The following is a 17723-nucleotide window of genomic DNA, read 5'->3' as shown; positions in this document are numbered from 1 at the left end:
TGGGAGCCGGCTTGCTGGCGATCCGCCAATGGCGGCCATCCAGCAAGATTCCTGTTGAGGGTCGGAGCGCAATCGCCAGCAAGCCGGCTCCCACAGGTTGCGCGTATCCACGGGGCCGCGGGGTTACTTGGGATAGCCCGCGCGCTTCATCTCGCGCTCAGTGCTCTGCTGGGCGGCGGCCAGGGCCTGGTCGACCGTGGTCTGGCCGATCAGCGCGGCCGAGAACAGTTTGCCGACCTGGGTACCGATGGCCTGGAACTCGGGAATGGTCACCAGTTGGATCCCGACGTAAGGCACCGGCCTGGCGCTCGGGTCTTTCGGGTTGGCGGCCTTGAGCGATTCCAGGGTGACCTTGGCAAACGGTGCGGCCTGCATGTAGGCATCGCTGTAGGTCGAGGCGCGGGTCCCCGGTGGTACGTTGGCGACGCCATCCTCCTTGGCCACCAGGGCTGCGTACTCCTTGGAGGTCGCCCAACTGCTGAAGGTCTTCGCCGCTTCCTTGGCCTTGGAACTGGTGGGAATCGCCAATGCCCAGGAGTAGAGCCAGGCCGAGCCCTTTTCGGTGACCTGGTGCGGGGCATAGGTGAAGCCGACGTGGTCGGCTACCTTGCTCTGGGTCTTGTCGGTGACGAACGAGCCGGCGACGCTGGCATCGACCCACATGGCGCACTTGCCGCTGTTGAACAGCGCCAGGTTCTCGTTGAAGCCGTTGCTCGAGGCGCCGGGTGGCCCGGACTTCTTCATGGTGTCGACGTAGAAGTTCAGGGCGTTCTTCCATTCGGGGCCGCTGAATTCCGGCTGCCACTTCTCATCGAACCAGCGTGCGCCGTAGGCGTTGGCGATGGTAGTGATCAGCGCCATGTTCTCGCCCCAGCCGGCCTTGCCGCGCAGGCAGATGCCGTACTGCTCCTTGTCTGGATGGTTGAGCTTGGCGGCGAACTCGCCGAGCTGCTCCCAGGTCGGCCGTTCGGGCATGTTCAGGCCGGCCTCCCTGAACAGGTCGGTGCGGTAGTAGGTCATGGAACTTTCGGCATAGAACGGCAGGGCGAACAGCGTGCCCTTGACCGACAGGCCGTCACGCACCGATGGGAACACATCGTCGATGTCGTAGCTGGCCGGCAGGTTGTTCATCGGCTCCAGCCAGCCCTTGGCGCCCCAGAGTGCGGCTTCGTACATGCCGATGGTGAGCACGTCGAACTGGCCACCCTGGGTGGCGATGTCGGTGGTCAGACGCTGGCGCAGGACGTTTTCTTCCAGCACCACCCAGTTCAGCCTGATTTCCGGGTGCTCGGCTTCGAAGGTCTTCGACAGCTTCTGCATGCGGATCATGTCGCTGTTGTTGACGGTGGCGATGGTCAGGGTCTGGGCGCCCAGGCTGACACCGCTGACGGTCAGGCTGGTGGAGACGAGCAGAGCTTTTGCAATGGCTTTCATCGAACACTCCTCTTCTGTCGCGCGGCGGCGATGAAGGTCGGTTTATTGTTGTTGTCTCTTCCTGTGCCCCGGAAGAATCTGAGGCTGATTACAGCCCTCAATCGCCGGCCAGACAAATCCTTGACGACACTCTGATCGATACTTTTTTGCACTCGGTGGGCATGGCGTGGCTGGGCGCAACGTTTAGCCGGCCGCACTAGAGCGCGAGTTCAGAGGCGGTGGGGGAGGGGTAAATCTGTACAGGTTTTGCCGGGCAGTCGGCTGCAAGCGCCCCGAGTGGGGCGCCGGGTGGGGGTCAGCCGAGGTTCTGTTCGGTCAGGCGCTGGACGGCCAGGCGGCGATAGTGCGAGGGGGTCATGCCCTTGAGCTGCTGGAAGCGCCGGTTGAAGTTGGAGATGTTGTTGAAGCCGGACTCGAAACACACATCGGTGACCGGCTTATCGCCATCGACCAGCAGTTCGCAGGACTTGCTGATGCGCAGGCGATTGACGAACTCGACGAAGCAGCGCCCGGTGGCCTGCTTGAAGACCCGGGAGAAGTAGGTGGGCTTCATCCCCAGGTAGTCGGCGACTTCTTCCAGCGGCAGTTCGCGGGCGTAATGGGCGAAGATGTAGTCGACGGCTCGGTTGGTGCGGTCGATATTGTTTTCGTCGGCCAGTTGCGGAGTGGTGACACCGGAGAGCAACTGGTAGTCGTCGCAGGCGCTGAGCAGCTCCAGCAGGATCAGGAAGTGCCCCAGGCGTGTCACGCCCTGGGAGTCGGCGATACGTTGCATCAGTTGCGCGGCCTGGCCGATGGTGTCCTGGCAGCGGAACTCGATGCCGTACTGGGCCCGCTCCAGCAGCGGCGCCAGGGTTTTCAGCTCGGCGAAGATCTGGTGACCTTCCTCGAACAGTTCGTCGGTGAAGTTGACCAGCATGTCGCGCTTGGGCACCACCTCGTCCTCGGCCACCTGGCTGATCCAGTTGTGGGGCAGGTTGGGGCCGGTGAGGAACAGGGTGTAGGGATGGAAGTTGCCGATATAGTCGCCGATGAAGACCTTGCCGGAGCTGGCGACGATCAGGTGCAGCTCGTATTCCTTGTGGAAATGCCAACGGACCAGCGGGCACGGGAAACCGTGCTGGCGGTAGATGATGGAGAGGCCGTTATGGTCGTCCATCAACTCATAGGAGGGATCGGTGATGCGGGTCGTTCGAGTCATTGGAGGCGCTTTTATTATTATTGCCGTCCGATAATGCCTCCTTCGTCGGCCATCTGCCAACCTTGCGCCAGGTTTCGGATAGGCTCAAACAGGCTGGGCCACGTCTGTCGTCCCCATTTCCAGGAGCGAAACGGTGAAGAGCGTTCTATTGATTGGCATCGGTTCCGGCCACCCGGAACAGATCACCCTGCAGGCCATCAAGGCCCTGAATCGAGCCTCGGTGTTCTTCCTGCTGGACAAGGGGCCGGCCAAGGAGGAATTGGTGAATGTACGCAGGGATATCTGCGAGCGTCATATCGAGCAGCCGGGTTATCGCTTGGTGCAGGTCAGCGATCCGCTGCGCGAGGACCGCGAGGACTCCTACGAGGCCGGGGTCGGGCGTTGGCATGCGCAGCGCGCCGGACTGTTTGCCCGGCTGATCGACGAGGAACTGGCCGAGAACGAGTGCGGCGCCTTTCTGATCTGGGGCGATCCGGGCCTTTATGACAGCACCCTGCGGGTGCTGGAGCGGGTGGTGGCCCTGGGCGGTCCGGCCTTCGAGGTCGAGGTGATTCCCGGAATCAGCAGCGTGCAGGCCCTGGCGGCGCGGCACCGGATCCCGTTGAACCGCATCGGCGAACCGATCCGTATCACCACCGGCCGGCGCCTGGAGGCGGCCGATCTGGATAACGTGGTGGTGATGCTCGATGCCCATTGCGCCTTCGGCCAGTTCGTCGACCAGACCCTGGAAGTCTACTGGGGGGCCTACCTGGGCACCGAGGATGAACTGTTGGTCAGCGGCAAGCTGCATGAGGTGCATGGCCGGATCCGTGAATTACGTGAGGCGGCGCGGCAGCGCAAGGGGTGGATCATGGACACCTACCTGCTGCGCCGTCCCCTGAGCTTGTAGGAAAGATTCTGGTAGCGGCGATTTGGCGATATTTCAGTTGCCGCTAAGAGAACGTTCTTACGGAGAAGGAGGGCGTTGTCGTTTAGTGTCCCAGGCTCTTAACATTCCTGGGACATCTCTGTGGAACGCCATGCGCCCCGTACTAGATATTATCGTTTTCGCCGCCTGCTCCTGACGCTGGGGTTTTTGAGCCTGCCGGCTATAGGGCAGGTGCCGGTCGACCTGCCCTATAGCGGCGGGGTGTTCAGCGTCGATCCGGCAACCCTGAAGGTCACCCTGCATCGCGACGATGGCCTGACCTCGGTGCTGAGTGCGCCGGCGTTTCCCGACAGCGCGCGGGCCAGCCTGCTGGCCGGGCGCAGCTGGCGCATCATCAACGGATCCGATCGCTTCCAGGTCGAGGTCGGGATCGAACAGGACGCCCTGCGCCTATCGATCCGCGCCGATCAGCCCGGGCCACTGGAGTGGCCACGCCCCCTGGAGGCCCGGGCTATCGAGGCCTATGCGCTGCCGTTCGGGGAGGGGGCCTATGTGCCCACCGACGATCGTCCATGGTTGGATTGGCTGCTGCGCCGCTATGAGCCCGATGCCCTCAACGGCCTGCTGTCGATGCCATTCTGGAGCGAGTTGCGCGCCGACCATTCGGTCACCTGGCTGATCGAAACGCCCTTCGATACCCGTTTCGGCATGATCGAGCAGGATTCGCGGGCGTTGCCACGGATCAGCCACGAGTTCAACCGGTTGGCCAGGGGGGCGCCGTTCACGGTCAGCATCAGGGTGGGCCCGGCCGATCCGTTGTATGGGGCGCGTTTCTACCGCCAGTGGCTGGAGGCGCGCCACGGCCTGGTGTCACTGAAACAGAAAATCGCCCGGCAGCCGCTGGTCGCCAGGCTTGGCGGTGCCGCGCATATCTACCTGTGGGGGGCGGGGCCGCTGAAAACCGCGGATATCAGGGACTGGCCGGCATTCCTGAGGTTTTTCGCCGCGCGTCGGGAGGATCATCGGCACCTGGCTTCGAGGTTGTGGGCGGCGTTCGACCCGCTGGCAAGAGAGAGTTTCGAGGCCGCGTTGCAGGAGGCCGGCGACTGGAAGAGCGGGGTGTCGCTGCTTCGTCGGCGCGAGGTGACCCGTGCGCTCAATACGGCATTGCCGGCGGCGTTGCCGTTGGTGCCGGTCGAACCGCTGCCGGGCAATCACGATCCGGCGGCGAATGTCGCCTGGGGGCAGCAGGTCCGCGGGCAGTTGTTCGATGCGTTCGGCCCCTGGCTGGCATCGCCCCGGCGCTGGGGCGGCGGCCTGTCGCTGGATACCGTGGAAACATTGCGCAAGGCCGGCCTGAGTCGGGCCTGGCTGGGGGCGGATGACTGGCGTGATGCGCTGTGGCACCCCGAGGCGGTGGAGGCGGCCAAGGTCGCCGGTTACCTGGTGGCGGTGTATGACAGCTATGGCAGCGCGCACCCGTCCAATCTGCGGGCCACCTGGGCCACGGCGCAGATGGGCGACGAACTGGCGGCGGCGGGTTATCGCGACAGCCGCGGGGAAAAGCTGCGCGGGTTCAATGGCCGCGGGGTCTATGTCAATTCCCGGGTGGTCGAGCCTTACGCGCAACGGCGGATCAGTGCGGTGGCCCGCGAGGCGCGCCTGAACAGCTATTTTCTCGATGTCGATGCCGCTGGCCCCGAGTTCAGGGACCACACCCCGGGCCGGGAAACCAGTGAGCGCGAGGATGCCGAGGCGCGCCGACGTCGCCTGCAGTTTCCCAGTCGCGAGCTGGGGCTGGTCACCGGCAGTGAGGGTGGGGTGGCGTTCTATGTGCCGAGCATCGCCTACAGTCATGGCATCGCCACCCAGCCGTTCGCCTGGATGGACCCCGATATCGGCAAGAACAAGCAGTCGCCGTTCTATCGGGGCGGGTACTGGCCTCCGGAGACCCCGGACCTGTATTTCAAGCCGATACCGCTCAAGCCGGCGGTGGCCCGTTTCGTCACTTCGGCGCGGTTTCGCCTGCCGCTGTATCAACTGGTGTTCCACGACAGCCTGGTCAGCACCCACCACTGGGAATATGGCTCGCTGAAGTTTTCCAGTGAGCGGGAAACCACGGCGCTGTTGCAGCTGCTGTACATGGTGCCGCCGTTGTATCACCTCAACGACCAGGTACTGGCCCGCGACCTGCCGTTCATTCGGGCCTATGACAAGGTATTCCGGCCGTTGCACGAGAGGCTGTTCACCGAGCGGATGAGCGATTTTCAGGTGTTCTCGGCCGATCGCCTGGTGCAGCGCACCTCGTTCAGTGATGGCACCCTGATTACCGTGAATTTCGCCAGGAAGCCCGCCCGCTCACCGGAGGGGCGACTGTTGCCGCCGCGTTCGGCCCTGGTGCTGACGCCGGATCGGGGGCCGCAACTGATCGAGGTCGCCCGGTTGTTCCTGCCCTCGGCCTGAGGCTTCAAGCCTTGCGGTTCTTCGCCTCGATCCACTGGGCCATGTATTGGGTGCTCTTGTGGTGGTGATGCCGCAGCATCGCCCCGGTGAAGTTGTCACGCCGATGTTGCGCCAGTCGTTGCCGGCACTGCTCGATACGCGCCACCAGAGCCGGACCGTGCTGGCGTCGGTCGAAGCGGGCGGCCAGCAGGGCCAGGCCAGCGTTCTGGGCCCGCTGCCAGGCCAGCGGGTCCTGGTACAACTGGACTGCGGCGCTGGCCAGGGCCTCTGCGCGGGTCTCGACCGCTCCGGGCCAGGGCAACTCGCCGTGCATGGCTTCGGCGCCGATCGGCGTGGTGACGTTCGGGGTTCCGCAGAGCATGGCGTCGGCGAGCTTGCCCTTGATCCCGGCGCCAAAGCGCAGCGGGGCCAGACAGATGCGCGCCGCACTCATGACCTGCAGGGCGTCCTCGGCCCAGTTCAGCACATGGAAACCCTGGGCCGGGTTATGCAACGCGGTGGCCTTGGGCGGCGTGTAGGCGCCATAGACATGCAGTTGCGCGCCCGGCAACTGCTGGCGGATCAGCGGCCAGAGGGTGGTTTTCATCCAGAGCACCGCGTCCCAGTTCGGTGCATGGCGGAAGTTGCCGATGCTGAGGAAATGCGCGCGCTGCTCGAACGGCCGCAAGGCACCGGGCTGATCGAGCATCAGCGGACACCAGTGCAGCAGCGCCGGCGGTAGCCGGAACTGCTCGGTCAGCAGGCGAATCTCGACATCGGAGATCATCAGGCTCAGGTCCGAGCGGTAGATCGCCGCGATCTCCCGCCGGGCCTGATCGGTTTCGCTCATCTGCTGGAACACCTGCGGCAGGTCGGGGGCAAACAGCGTGCTGAAGTCGTTCGGGTCCGGGTCGGCTTTCAGGCGCTCCTTGAGCTGCTGCCGACGGGCGTCGCGCAGGCTTTGCAGGTCCGAGGTCTCCAGCACGCGGATGGCGTCGGGGCAGTGTTTCTCCACCCGCCAGCCGAACTGCTCTTCCATCATGAAGCGGTCGAACAGCACCACATCCGGCCGCAGTGCACTGATGAAAGTGTCGAAACTGCCGTTGTTGAGTTCGATGGCCTGTTCGTCGATCCCCAGGCCTTGCAGGTCGGCCTTGTGTTCGCCGACGCTGGCGGGGCTGGCGAAGGTGATGCGCCAGCCGGCCTCGAGGAAGCTTTCGAGGATCTGCATCATGTGCCCCCCGGCGGCCGAGGAGCGGGGTTCGGGCCAGACATAACCGATGACCAGGACGGTGGTGGTGTCGTTGGCACTCATGAGCGGTGATTCCTTGAAACGGGCGCGGCGAAAAAGGGGGCGCAATTAAACCACAGCGGCGCTCGAGATTGACCTGTTCCCGCGCACTGCGTAGCCTTGCAGGTTCGAGGTTCTTCGGCATCCGGCCGAAGCTAAGACGGGAACGCGGAAAGCCGCGGCTGCCCCCGCAACTGTGAGCGGTTCGAGTGTCCTGCCTGGTGGCCTGTGTGGTTGCCAGCCACTGCCCCTTGGGGTGGGAAGGCGCAGGACCCGGTGATCGGGCCATCTCCGAACACCCGCCGCGAGCCAGGAGACCTGCCTCGTGACAGAATTTCACTTGAACCGGGCGGGGTGATCCGGTGGCGAATCTCTCCGCGCCTGCGCAAGGCGGCGGCTTTCGTCCCGCATGCCCGCTACTTTTCGCCAAAGGGCATCCCGATGAAAACACTGACCAAGCTTCCCGTCACCATCGTCACCGGCTTTCTCGGCTCGGGCAAGACCACCTTGTTGCGCCACATGCTGGACAACGCCCAGGGCCGTCGCATCGCGGTGATCGTCAACGAGTTCGGCGAACTCGGTATCGACGGCGAAATCCTCAAGCAGTGCTCCATCGGTTGCTCCGAGGAAGAGGCGGTCGGCCGCGTTTTCGAACTGGCCAACGGCTGTCTCTGCTGCACCGTGCAGGAAGAGTTCTTCCCGGTGATGCGTGAGTTGGTGGCACGGCGCGGCGACCTCGACCATATCCTTATCGAAACCTCCGGCCTGGCACTGCCCAAGCCGCTGGTCCAGGCGTTCCAGTGGCCGGAAATCCGCAGTGCCTGCACCGTCGACGCGGTGATCACCGTGGTCGACAGCCCGGCGGTGGCCGCCGGCACCTTCGCCGCGTTCCCCGACCAGGTGGACGCCCAGCGCCAGCTCGACCCGAACCTGGACCACGAGTCGCCGCTGCATGAACTGTTCGCCGACCAGTTGTCCAGCGCCGACCTGGTGATTCTCAACAAGACCGACCTGATCGCTCCCGAGGATCTGGCCAAGGTGCGCCTGGAAGTGGCCGAGGAACTGCCACCGGCGGTGAAGATCGTCGAGGCCAGCAGCGGTCGCCTGCCGTTGAACGTGCTGCTCGGCCTGGGCGCCGGCTCCGAGGAACATATCGACAGCCGTCACAGCCATCACGATCACCACCACGACGGTGACGATCATGACGACCACGACCACGATGCCTTCGACTCGATCTCCATCGACCTGCCGCAGGCCGATGAAAGCCTGCTGCTCGATGCCCTGACGCAACTGGTGGTCAAGCACGGGATCCTGCGGGTCAAGGGTTTCGCGGCGATCCCGAACAAGCCGATGCGCCTGCTGATCCAGGGCGTGGGTACCCGGTTCGACAAGCACTTCGACCGTGCCTGGGGCGCCGACGAGCCGCGCGTGACCCGCCTGGTGCTGATCGGCCAGGAACTGGATGCGGCACTGCTCGAATCGACCCTGCGCGCCGCGCTGACGGCCTGACCCCATGCACCTGCTCAGGACCCAGCCCGGCGGTTTCGTGTCGGATGACAACATTGCCGACCTTGGGCAAACTCCCGCCGAACTGGTGATCCTGTGCAGCGGCGACTCCAGCCTGGCGTTGCTCGCCGAAGCGGCGCAGCAACTGCCGGACGACTACCCCAGCCTGCGCCTGGCCAACCCGATGCAGGTGCAGAACCACGCCTCGGTCGACCTGTACGTCGACCAGGTGCTGCAACATGCCAGGGTGATCCTGTTGTCGTTGCACGGCGGCATCGGTTACTGGCGCTACGGCATCGAACGCCTGGTGCAACTGGCCGAGCGCGGCGTGACGCTGATCCTGGTGCCGGGCGACGACCGCCCCGACCCGGAACTGAGCGCCCTGGGCAACGTTCCGGCAGCTGAGGCCGAGCGTCTCTGGCATTTCCTGCGCCAGGGCGGCCTGGGCAACGCCCTGCAGTTGTATAGTTGCCTGGCCAGTATCTGGCTGGGACGCGACTATCCGTGGCAGGAGCCGCGCGCGTTGCCGCGCACGGCGATTTATCACCCCCGGACTGCGAGCGCCACCCCACCCTGGGAGCCGGATTCACCGATGCGTCGGACCGCCGCGAAGACGCAACTGGCGCAGTGGCAGGCCGATTGGCGGCCCGGGCTGCCGGTAGCGGCACTGTTGTTCTATCGCTCGCACCTGCAGGCGGCCAATACCGCCTTTGTCGACGTGTTCTGCCAGCGCCTGCAGGCGGCCGGGCTGAACCCGTTGCCGATCGCCGTGGCCAGTCTGAAGGAGCCGGGTTGCCTGGCGGTGGTCGAGGATTGGCTGGATGAAGTGTCGGCGGCGGTGATCCTCAACACCACCGGTTTCGCCCAATCGACCCCCGAGGCGCCGCATCTGCGGCCGTTCCGCCGTGATATCCCGGTGATCCAGGCGATCTGCGCCCAGGACAACGAGCCCGGCTGGCAAGCCAGCGAGCAGGGCCTGGGCCCGCGCGACCTGGCGATGCACATCGCCTTGCCGGAACTGGACGGCCGCATCATCAGCCGGCCGATCAGCTTCAAGGACCTGGCCTGGCGCAGCGAGCGCAGCCAGAGTGACGTGGTCTGCTACCGCGCGCGGCCCGAGCGCATGGACTTCGTCGCCGGGCTGGCGCGGCGCTGGGTCGAACTGGCGCGGCTGGACAACGGCGACAAGCGTATCGCCCTGGTCCTGGCCAACTACCCGACCCGCGACGGCCGCATCGGCAACGGGGTCGGCCTGGACACGCCCGCCGCGGCGCTGAATATCCTGCGCGCCTTGCAGGGCCAGGGCTACCCGGTTGGCACCGAACTGCCCGAGAGCGGCACCGGGCTGATCCAGGCCTTGCTCGGTGGCGTCAGCAACGACCTCGACAGCCTCGACCTGCGACCCTGCCAGCAGAGCCTGGCGCTGGCCGAATACCAGGCGCTGTTCGAGCAACTGCCCGAGGCCAATCGCCAGGCGGTGCTGGCCCGCTGGGGAGGTGCGGAACACGACCCGATGTTCCGTGACGGACGGATGATGGTCGCCGGGCTGCGCCTGGGCCTGACTTTCGTCGGGATCCAGCCGGCGCGGGGTTACCAGGTCGACCCGAGTGCGGTCTACCACGATCCGGACCTGGTCCCGCCCCATGGCTACCTGGCGTTCTATTTCTGGCTGCGCCAGCGCTATGGTGCCCATGCCGTGATCCATGTCGGCAAGCACGGCAACCTGGAGTGGCTGCCGGGCAAGGGCGTCGGGCTGTCGGAAAACTGCTGGCCGGACGCGCTGCTGGGGCCGTTGCCGAATATCTATCCGTTCATCGTCAACGATCCGGGCGAGGGCGCCCAGGCCAAGCGCCGAACCCAGGCGGTGATCATCGACCACCTGATGCCGCCGCTGACCCGTGCCGAAACCTACGGCCCGCTGCGCGACCTGGAGTTGCTGGCCGACGAATACTACGAAGCGCAACTGCTCGACCCCCGGCGGGCCCGGGAACTGCAACGGGACATTCTCAAGCTGGTGCGCGAGACGCGGATCGACCGTGAACTGCAACTGGATGCCGGGCTCGACAGCGATGCCGACGCGGCGATCTGGTTGCCGCGCCTGGACACCTACCTCTGCGACCTCAAGGAGTCGCAGATCCGTGACGGCCTGCACGTGTTCGGCGAGTCGCCACAGGGACGGCTGCGCATCGATACCCTGCTGGCCTTGCTGCGCATTCCCCGCGGTGATGGGCGCGGAGCCCGGTCGAGCCTGCTGCGGGCCCTGGCCAAGGCCTTCGAGCTGGGCTTCGATCCGCTCGACTGTGCCTTGGCCGAGCCATGGACGGGGCGCCGCCCGGAGGCGCTGCGGGTGCTCGACGAAGCCGTCTGGCGGACCGCGGGCGATACCCGCGAGCGCCTGGAAGGGTATGCCGCGACACTGATCGAGCGCTCCCTGGCGGGCGTTGCCGAGGTGCCGGACAGCGAACCGTGGGCCGATGTGCGCAGCATCATCGACGGCCTGCTGGAGCACGTCGCGCCACGGCTCGATGCCTGCGGCCCGGCGGAGATGCGCGGTCTGCTCGCCGCCCTCGAAGGGCGCTTCGTCCCGGCCGGGCCGAGTGGCGCGCCGAGCCGCGGGCGGCTGGACGTGCTGCCGACCGGGCGCAACTTTTTCTCCGTGGACGTGCGCAACCTGCCGACCACCACGGCCTGGCGCATCGGTTTCCAGTCGGCCAACCTGATTCTCGAACGGCACTTGCAGGATCACGGCGACCACCTGCGCCAGCTCGGCCTCTCGGTCTGGGGCACGGCGACCATGCGCACCGGCGGCGACGACATCGCCCAGGCCATGGCCCTGATGGGCGTGCGGCCGGTGTGGGCCACGGGCAGCCAACGGGTCGACGACTTCGAGATCCTGCCGCTGAGCCTGCTCGATCGCCCGCGGGTGGACGTGACCTTGCGGGTTTCGGGCTTCTTCCGCGATGCCTTCGCCAACCTGATCCGCCTGTTCGACGCGGCGGTGCAGGCGGTGGCGGCTTTGGACGAACCCGAGGACCTGAACCCGCTGGCCGCCCGGGTCCGCCAGGAGCGCGAACAACTGCAGGCCGGCGGCCTGGATGCCGAACAGGCTGCGCGCCAGGCCGGCTGGCGGGTGTTCGGCGCCAAGCCGGGCGCCTATGGCGCGGGCGTGCAGAATGCCATCGACGGGCGCCTGTGGCAGAGCCGCGAAGACCTCGCCGAGGTTTACCTGAACTGGGGGGGCTACGCCTATGGCGGTGCCGACGAAGGCACGGCGGCCCGCGAGTTGTTCGCCCGGCGCCTGAGCCAGGTCCAGGCGGTGCTGCACAACCAGGACAACCGCGAGCACGACCTGCTCGATTCCAACGATTACTACCAGTTCCAGGGCGGCATGCTGGCCGCGGTGGAAAGCCTCAGTGGCGAAACCGCGGCGAGTTATCATGGCGACCACAGCCAGCCGGACCTGCCGAAGATCCGCACCCTCAAGGAGGAGTTGAACCGGGTGATCCGCTCGCGGGCGGCCAATCCCAAGTGGATCGACGGGGTCAAGCGCCATGGCTACAAGGGTGCCTTCGAGCTGGCGGCGACGGTCGACAACCTGTTTGCCTTCGACGCCACCAGCCACCTGATCGACGATCACCAGTACGCGTTGTTGGCCGATGCCTATCTGCTGGATGCCGATACCCGCGAGTTCGTCCGCGAGCACAACCCCCATGCCTTGCGCGACATGACCGAGCGCCTGCTGGAAGCCCAGCAGCGCGGTCTGTGGAGCGAGCCGGGCGAATACCGCGAAGCGCTGGAAAACCTGCTGCTGGATATTGAAGAAGATTCCTGAGGTACATGCCCGATGAGTGACTCCCCGCATTTCCCGCTGTCGGCGGTAGTGGGTGCCGATGCGCTGAAGCTGGCGCTGTGCCTGACCGCCATCGATCCGAAGATCGGTGGCGTACTGATCGAAGGGCCGCGTGGCATGGCCAAGTCGACCCTGGCCCGTGGCCTGGCCGATCTGCTGGCCAGCGGGCAGTTCGTCACCTTGCCCCTTGGTGCCACCGAGGAGCGTCTGGTCGGCAGCCTAGACCTGGATGCCGCGCTGGGCGAGGGCCGCGCGCAGTTTTCCCCGGGGGTACTGGCGAAGGCCGATGGCGGCGTGCTCTACGTCGATGAGGTGAACCTGCTGGCCGATCATCTGGTAGACCTGCTGCTCGATGTGGCAGCCAGCGGCACCAACCTGGTGGAACGTGACGGTATCTCCCATCGGCATGCGGCGCGTTTCGTGCTGATCGGCACGATGAACCCCGAGGAAGGCGAGTTGCGGCCCCAGTTGCTCGACCGTTTCGGCCTGAATGTCGCCCTGAGCGGCCAGCCGGAACCGGCCGAGCGGACGCGGATCATTCGTCGGCGGCTGGATTTCGACAGCGATCCGCAGGCCTTCTGTGAGCAGTGGGCGCCACAACAGCAGGCATTGCGCGAGCGCTGCGAGCGGGCCCGGACGTTGTTGGCGCAGATCGACCTGGATGACCGGGCGATGACGGTGATCAGCGAGCGCTGTTTTGCCGCCGGGGTCGACGGCTTGCGTGCCGACCTGGTCTGGCTGCGCGCGGCCCGTGCCCATGCCGCCTGGCGGGGGGGCACGCGGATCGCCGACGAGGACATCGAGGCGGTTGCCGAGTTTGCCCTGCGTCACCGGCGTCGTGAGTCTTCACCTGCCACTTCGGCGACCAGCCCGGCCAGTTCGCCGCCGAGCCAGTCGAACCCGGCACAGAGCGCGGAGCAGGGCCAGGGACAATGGGGTGAGCTGCCGGCCAAGGCCATGGCGGTGGGGGCTCGTCGGGAAATACCGAGCTGGCCAAAAAAGCCCTAGGCATTCGCCCTCGCTTCAAGCCGGGGGCGAATGCCAGAGCCGGTGCGGGGGAGGTGCCCAGGGGACGCCAGGGCGTGGCCCGGGCGGCGGCGAGCGGGGTGGTCAATTGGGTGGAGACGCTGCTGGGTGGTCGGCCAAAGGTTCGCGGCGATCTGCGCTTTCGCCTGCGTAGCCGTTCGCCCCATGAACTGTGGCTGGTGATTGTCGATGCTTCGGCGTCTACCCGTCGGCACCAGGCCCTGAGCGATGCCAAGGGGTTGTTGGCGCAACTGTTCGACGATGCCTATCGCCAACGGGCGCGATTGGCGTTGTTGACCGCCAGTGGCCGTCGGCCGCGGTGGCAGGTCCAAGGGCTCAAGGCTTCGAGTTCTATGGCCGGCTGGTTGGAAGGCCTGGGGGCGGGTGGCGGGACACCGTTGTTGGCGGCCCTGCAGGAAGCCAGTGCCTGGCTGGCAGTGCGTCAGCGGCGTTTCGCCGAGGAGCGGCAGCGGGTGCTGGTGTTGACCGATGGGCGTTTGAAGGAATGGGCTGGGCTGACGCCTTTCGATTGCCCGACCTTGTTGGTCGACCTGGAAAAGGGCCCGATTCGCCTGGGGCGGGCGCGGCAACTGGCCAATGAACTCGGTGCCGAGTATCGGCATATAGAGAGACTTTGACTTCAGTTACAACTATCGTGCCTGTTCGTTCGTATTCGCGGGCAAGCCCGCTCCCACAGTAGGGTGTTATGCAAATACCAAGTCGTGCACATATTCTGTAGGAGCGGGCTTGCCCGCGAAGCTTTATGCTTTCAACGATCGAGAATCAGGCCGAGAAAGTCCAGGGCTGCAGGTCGTAGCCTTTCTTGCTCAATTCGGCACGCGCCTGTTCCAGTACGGACTTCAACTGCGCCAGGTTCGAATAGTCACTGCAAGAGATCTGCCGGCGGTCGATGCTGTTGTTGGTGCGATCGATCACGGTCAGGCTCAGGTCGCCTTTGTCTTGTGCCGTCCAGGCCACGCATTGGAAGGGTTTGAATGCGTTGCCGGCCATCAGGAGTGCTTCGTTGAAACGGAGCGGGGCGTTCATGGGGTCTTCTCTCAAGTATGCCCAAACAGTGTGTCAACCGTCGGCTGGGCGCACCGTCGCGGTTGGTTACTTGTACTGATGCCCGCCGAGGGGTATCAGGTCACACGGGAAATACAGTTTTTTTCAACTTTTTTTCAGTGCCTCCAACAAGACCCTCGAATACCGAAATGGTTTCACCGTTATGTTCGGTGTCATCGATCGGCTTTCGTCCTTATGCACAATCGGTACAAGTTCGCGTCAAGTTCTTGCTAGTGTTACAGCCAGGTCTGCCAAATTACTGTTTCTAATAAAATTTTATAAAACCGGCGCCAGGGAACAGTCATGCATGAAGCCACACCGCTCAGGCGTCTTCTGGTCGTCGACCCCTGTCACGACTGCCATCAACTGCTTCCCGGCCTGCGCAACGTTGGCTGGGATGTCGACAGTTGCGAGCTCGAGGCTGCCGTCGATCGCCCCTGCGATATCGGCCTGTTGCGCCTGCAGCCGTTTCATCTGGAACGCCCCGAGGCGGTCAAGGACCTGATCAGTCGCAGCGGCACCGAGTGGATCGCGGTGCTCAGCCAGGAAGTTCTGCGTTTGCAGAACGTGGGTGACTTCGTCTGCGAGTGGTTCTTCGATTTCCATACTCTGCCTTTCGACGTTTCCCGCGTACAGGTGACATTGGGTCGCGCCTTTGGCATGGCGCGGCTGCGTGGGCAGGGGCCGACGCTTGTCGAAGCGCCGGAGCATGAATTGCTCGGCGACAGTCGGTCGATTCGCGAATTGCGCAAGCTGCTCGGTAAACTGGCGCCGACCGAGTCGCCGGTGTTGATCCGTGGAGAAAGCGGCACCGGCAAGGAACTGGTCGCCCGTACCCTGCATCGCCAGTCACAGCGACACGCCAGGCCCTTCGTGGCGATCAACTGCGGGGCGATTCCCGAGCACCTGATCCAGTCCGAGCTGTTCGGCCACGAGAAGGGCGCCTTTACCGGGGCCCACCAGCGCAAGATCGGGCGTATCGAGGCGGCTAATGGCGGAACGCTGTTTCTCGACGAAATCGGCGACCTGCCACTGGAACTGCAGGCCAACCTGCTGCGCTTTCTCCAGGAAAAACACATCGAGCGGGTCGGAGGCAGCCAACTGATTCCGGTCGATGTGCGGGTGTTGGCGGCGACCCACGTCGATCTGGAAGCCGCGATCGCCGCCGGGCGCTTTCGTGAGGATCTCTATTACCGCCTGAATGTGCTGCAGGTGGTGACGGCACCGCTGCGCGAACGCCATGGCGACGTACGGATGCTGGCCAACCATTTCTCCCATTTCTACAGCCAGGAAACCGGGCGGCGGCCGCGCAGTTTCAGCGAAGAGGCGCTGGTCGCCATGGGTAACCATGGCTGGCCGGGCAATGTGCGCGAGCTGGCCAACCGGGTCCGGCGTGGCCTGGTGCTGGCCGAGGGGCGGCAGATCGAGGCCGGTGACCTGGGCCTGGCCAGCGGCGCCAGGGCCCAGGTGCCGATGGGCACCCTGGAGGATTACCTCTGTCAGGCCGAGCGCCAGGCGTTGTGCGATGTGCTCGACCGACATGGTGACAACATGAGTGTGGCGGCGAAGGTGCTGGGCATTTCCCGACCGACATTCTATCGGCTGTTGCACAAGCATCAGGTCCGCTAGGCACCGGTTGCGTGGCGGGTTCTGAAACGCTTCGGAGACAGCCGTTGACCAGCGCCTCCGCCGCGGCGATTGCCGGGGCAGAGGGCACTGTCAGGCTGGCTCAGAAATAGTAGGGGAATTTCAGGCTGAAGCTGAAGTCCGGGGCGTCGTCTGTCAAACCGATCGAGAGCTGTGGGACGATCGTCAAGTTGGGTGTGGCGGCCAGTGTCATGCCCACGTTGAAGTAACCAGCGTTGGCGTCGCTGCTGACGATACTGTTCCAGTCGCCGCCATTCTGCTTGAGCTTGCTACGACGCTGGATCAGGTCAGATACGGAAAACGACATACTCATTCTTTCGTTCAGCGCGAACGCGACACCGGCGCCAATCTGGAAACTGTCACCGAGCTGAACCTTGCCAGGAACCTTGGAGTTCTGGGTCGAGCTGATGTCATCGAATGATTCTTCGAAGTTATGCGTGTAGGACAGGGTGCCGAACAACACGGCCGGATCGAAGGTCTTGACGAGAGATATACCCGGGGTGATGGACCAGACGCCGTTGCCGGTGGGCAGGTCTTCCGGTACCTGCAAGCTGTTGCTCTTGGGCGATTGAACCAGTTTGATGCCAAACGGATCCTTGCCGGTGGGCGCCTTGACCCTCAGGCTGAAGACTGCGTCAGGCATCGACTCGGACTCATCAAGAAACTTGTAGGCCACCCCGAAATTGATGTCTCCGATCGTGGGGTCACGGGTTACGGACTCTTCGACGGTATCCTGGCCGCCACCACCACCGCCACCGCCGGATTGATAGGTGGACTCGCGATAAACGACCGGAATGTTCAAGTCGAACTGCCAGCGGTTGTCCACGTTGTAGCGGCCTGTCAGGTCGAGGGTCCAGGTGTCGGCCTTGATCCGGTCGAGATTGATATTGCCGAGGAAGATTGCATCCAGGGCAAGGAAACCATTGAGAATGAGCTGCCGGGTGTCATACCGCGAGTAGGTGATACCCGTCTCGACACTGAACTTGCCATTGCCGAAGAATCCGCTGGCTTCGTTGTACAGGTCGGAAACACTCTGGGCCGGTGTCGAATCATCCTTGAGCGCCTGACCATAGGAAGCCCCCGAGGTCCCGGCCACGGCACCCGGGGCATTGGCCCCCGCCAGCGCCTGGCCCTTTTTCAGGTCGGCCGGGGATTTGACCAATCGTTTGGGGGGCGGTGCCGCTGGCTGGTCCTCGACCTGGCGAACCCGCTGTTCCAGTACGGCAAGAGCCTGTTGCTGCTGGACGTAACGCTGCTTGAGCTCCAGAAGTTCCTGTTTCAGGGCCTCCACCTCGGCGTCGGGCGCCGCCTGCAACATCGCTGCCGGGAAAAGTGTGCCCACACAAATTGCCGCTCGCAGAGAAAACGATCGGTACATGAAATTAGCCATCCC

The 17723-nt window shown here is 64.7% G+C and carries 12 protein-coding genes and 1 riboswitch; of the genes, 7 read left to right on the top strand and 5 right to left on the bottom strand.

The genetic code is table 11. The features are described from left to right. Nucleotides 1-123: 123 nt before the first annotated feature. Nucleotides 124-1434, bottom strand: a complete 1311-nt coding sequence (locus tag K675_RS0129055) for an ABC transporter substrate-binding protein (protein WP_017906974.1) — start codon at nucleotides 1432-1434, stop codon at nucleotides 124-126. A 295-nt stretch (nucleotides 1435-1729) separates the two neighbouring features. Further along, nucleotides 1730-2635, bottom strand: a complete 906-nt coding sequence (locus K675_RS0129050; protein WP_017906973.1) for an AraC family transcriptional regulator — start codon at nucleotides 2633-2635, stop codon at nucleotides 1730-1732. A gap of 133 nt (nucleotides 2636-2768) precedes the next feature. Between K675_RS0129050 and cobF the strand changes: the two genes are divergently transcribed. Beyond that, the gene (gene cobF, locus K675_RS0129045) at nucleotides 2769-3524 is read left to right on the top strand and encodes a precorrin-6A synthase (deacetylating) (RefSeq protein WP_026145631.1); all 756 of its coding nucleotides are present in this window, start codon (nucleotides 2769-2771) and stop codon (nucleotides 3522-3524) included. 186 nt (nucleotides 3525-3710) lie between these two features. Continuing rightward, nucleotides 3711-5966, top strand: coding sequence for a glycoside hydrolase (locus tag K675_RS0129040; RefSeq protein ID WP_232434495.1), 2256 nt, complete (start codon nucleotides 3711-3713; stop codon nucleotides 5964-5966). A gap of 4 nt (nucleotides 5967-5970) precedes the next feature. Here the strand turns inward: K675_RS0129040 and K675_RS0129035 are convergent, their stop codons facing one another. Next, nucleotides 5971-7260, bottom strand: a complete 1290-nt coding sequence (locus K675_RS0129035) for a glycosyltransferase (protein WP_017906970.1) — start codon at nucleotides 7258-7260, stop codon at nucleotides 5971-5973. Between the two features lie 90 nt (nucleotides 7261-7350). After that, a riboswitch (cobalamin riboswitch) is annotated at nucleotides 7351-7576 on the top strand. 101 nt (nucleotides 7577-7677) lie between these two features. Here K675_RS0129035 and cobW point away from each other — a divergent pair. The 4 genes from cobW to K675_RS0129015 are packed head-to-tail and all read left to right on the top strand — an operon-like array spanning nucleotide 7678 to nucleotide 14256. Then, on the top strand, nucleotides 7678-8745 hold the full coding sequence (gene cobW, locus K675_RS0129030; RefSeq protein WP_026145629.1) for a cobalamin biosynthesis protein CobW: 1068 nt from the start codon (nucleotides 7678-7680) through the stop codon (nucleotides 8743-8745). A gap of 4 nt (nucleotides 8746-8749) precedes the next feature. Next, a complete protein-coding gene (gene cobN / locus K675_RS0129025; protein ID WP_017906968.1) occupies nucleotides 8750-12574 on the top strand; it encodes a cobaltochelatase subunit CobN in 3825 nt (1274 codons plus the stop codon). A gap of 12 nt (nucleotides 12575-12586) precedes the next feature. Continuing rightward, on the top strand, nucleotides 12587-13600 hold the full coding sequence (locus K675_RS0129020) for an ATP-binding protein (RefSeq protein ID WP_017906967.1): 1014 nt from the start codon (nucleotides 12587-12589) through the stop codon (nucleotides 13598-13600). A gap of 53 nt (nucleotides 13601-13653) precedes the next feature. Then, nucleotides 13654-14256, top strand: coding sequence for a vWA domain-containing protein (locus K675_RS0129015; protein ID WP_026145628.1), 603 nt, complete (start codon nucleotides 13654-13656; stop codon nucleotides 14254-14256). Nucleotides 14257-14401: 145 nt separating this feature from the next. Here K675_RS0129015 and K675_RS0129010 read toward each other — a convergent pair whose 3' ends face one another. Next, nucleotides 14402-14665: a hypothetical protein gene (locus K675_RS0129010; RefSeq protein ID WP_017906965.1), complete on the bottom strand. Its 264-nt coding sequence runs from the start codon at nucleotides 14663-14665 to the stop codon at nucleotides 14402-14404. Nucleotides 14666-14986: 321 nt separating this feature from the next. Here K675_RS0129010 and K675_RS0129005 point away from each other — a divergent pair, with 321 nt between their 5' ends. Continuing rightward, the gene (locus K675_RS0129005; protein ID WP_017906964.1) at nucleotides 14987-16312 is read left to right on the top strand and encodes a sigma-54 dependent transcriptional regulator; all 1326 of its coding nucleotides are present in this window, start codon (nucleotides 14987-14989) and stop codon (nucleotides 16310-16312) included. 100 nt (nucleotides 16313-16412) lie between these two features. On the opposite strand, the gene K675_RS0129000 is transcribed toward K675_RS0129005, so the two are convergent. Continuing rightward, a complete protein-coding gene (locus K675_RS0129000; RefSeq protein ID WP_026145627.1) occupies nucleotides 16413-17708 on the bottom strand; it encodes an autotransporter domain-containing protein in 1296 nt (431 codons plus the stop codon). Nucleotides 17709-17723: the final 15 nt, after the last annotated feature.

It is taken from the genome of Pseudomonas fuscovaginae SE-1 (assembly GCF_000364705.1).
In the GTDB taxonomy this organism is placed as follows: domain Bacteria; phylum Pseudomonadota; class Gammaproteobacteria; order Pseudomonadales; family Pseudomonadaceae; genus Aquipseudomonas; species Aquipseudomonas fuscovaginae_A.
This window is presented reverse-complemented; position numbering and strand designations above follow the sequence as displayed.

Excerpts from the sequence above, each read along its gene's own strand:
- cobN (WP_017906968.1), top strand. The coding sequence starts at position 8,750 with ATGCACCTGCTCAGGACCCAGCCCGGCGGTTTCGTGTCGGATGACAAC.
- cobW (WP_026145629.1), top strand. The coding sequence starts at position 7,678 with ATGAAAACACTGACCAAGCTTCCCGTCACCATCGTCACCGGCTTTCTC.
- K675_RS0129010 (WP_017906965.1), bottom strand. The coding sequence starts at position 14,665 with ATGAACGCCCCGCTCCGTTTCAACGAAGCACTCCTGATGGCCGGCAAC.
- K675_RS0129035 (WP_017906970.1), bottom strand. The coding sequence starts at position 7,260 with ATGAGTGCCAACGACACCACCACCGTCCTGGTCATCGGTTATGTCTGG.
- K675_RS0129000 (WP_026145627.1), bottom strand. The coding sequence starts at position 17,708 with ATGTACCGATCGTTTTCTCTGCGAGCGGCAATTTGTGTGGGCACACTT.
- K675_RS0129005 (WP_017906964.1), top strand. The coding sequence starts at position 14,987 with ATGCATGAAGCCACACCGCTCAGGCGTCTTCTGGTCGTCGACCCCTGT.
- K675_RS0129055 (WP_017906974.1), bottom strand. The coding sequence starts at position 1,434 with ATGAAAGCCATTGCAAAAGCTCTGCTCGTCTCCACCAGCCTGACCGTC.
- K675_RS0129050 (WP_017906973.1), bottom strand. The coding sequence starts at position 2,635 with ATGACTCGAACGACCCGCATCACCGATCCCTCCTATGAGTTGATGGAC.
- K675_RS0129020 (WP_017906967.1), top strand. The coding sequence starts at position 12,587 with ATGAGTGACTCCCCGCATTTCCCGCTGTCGGCGGTAGTGGGTGCCGAT.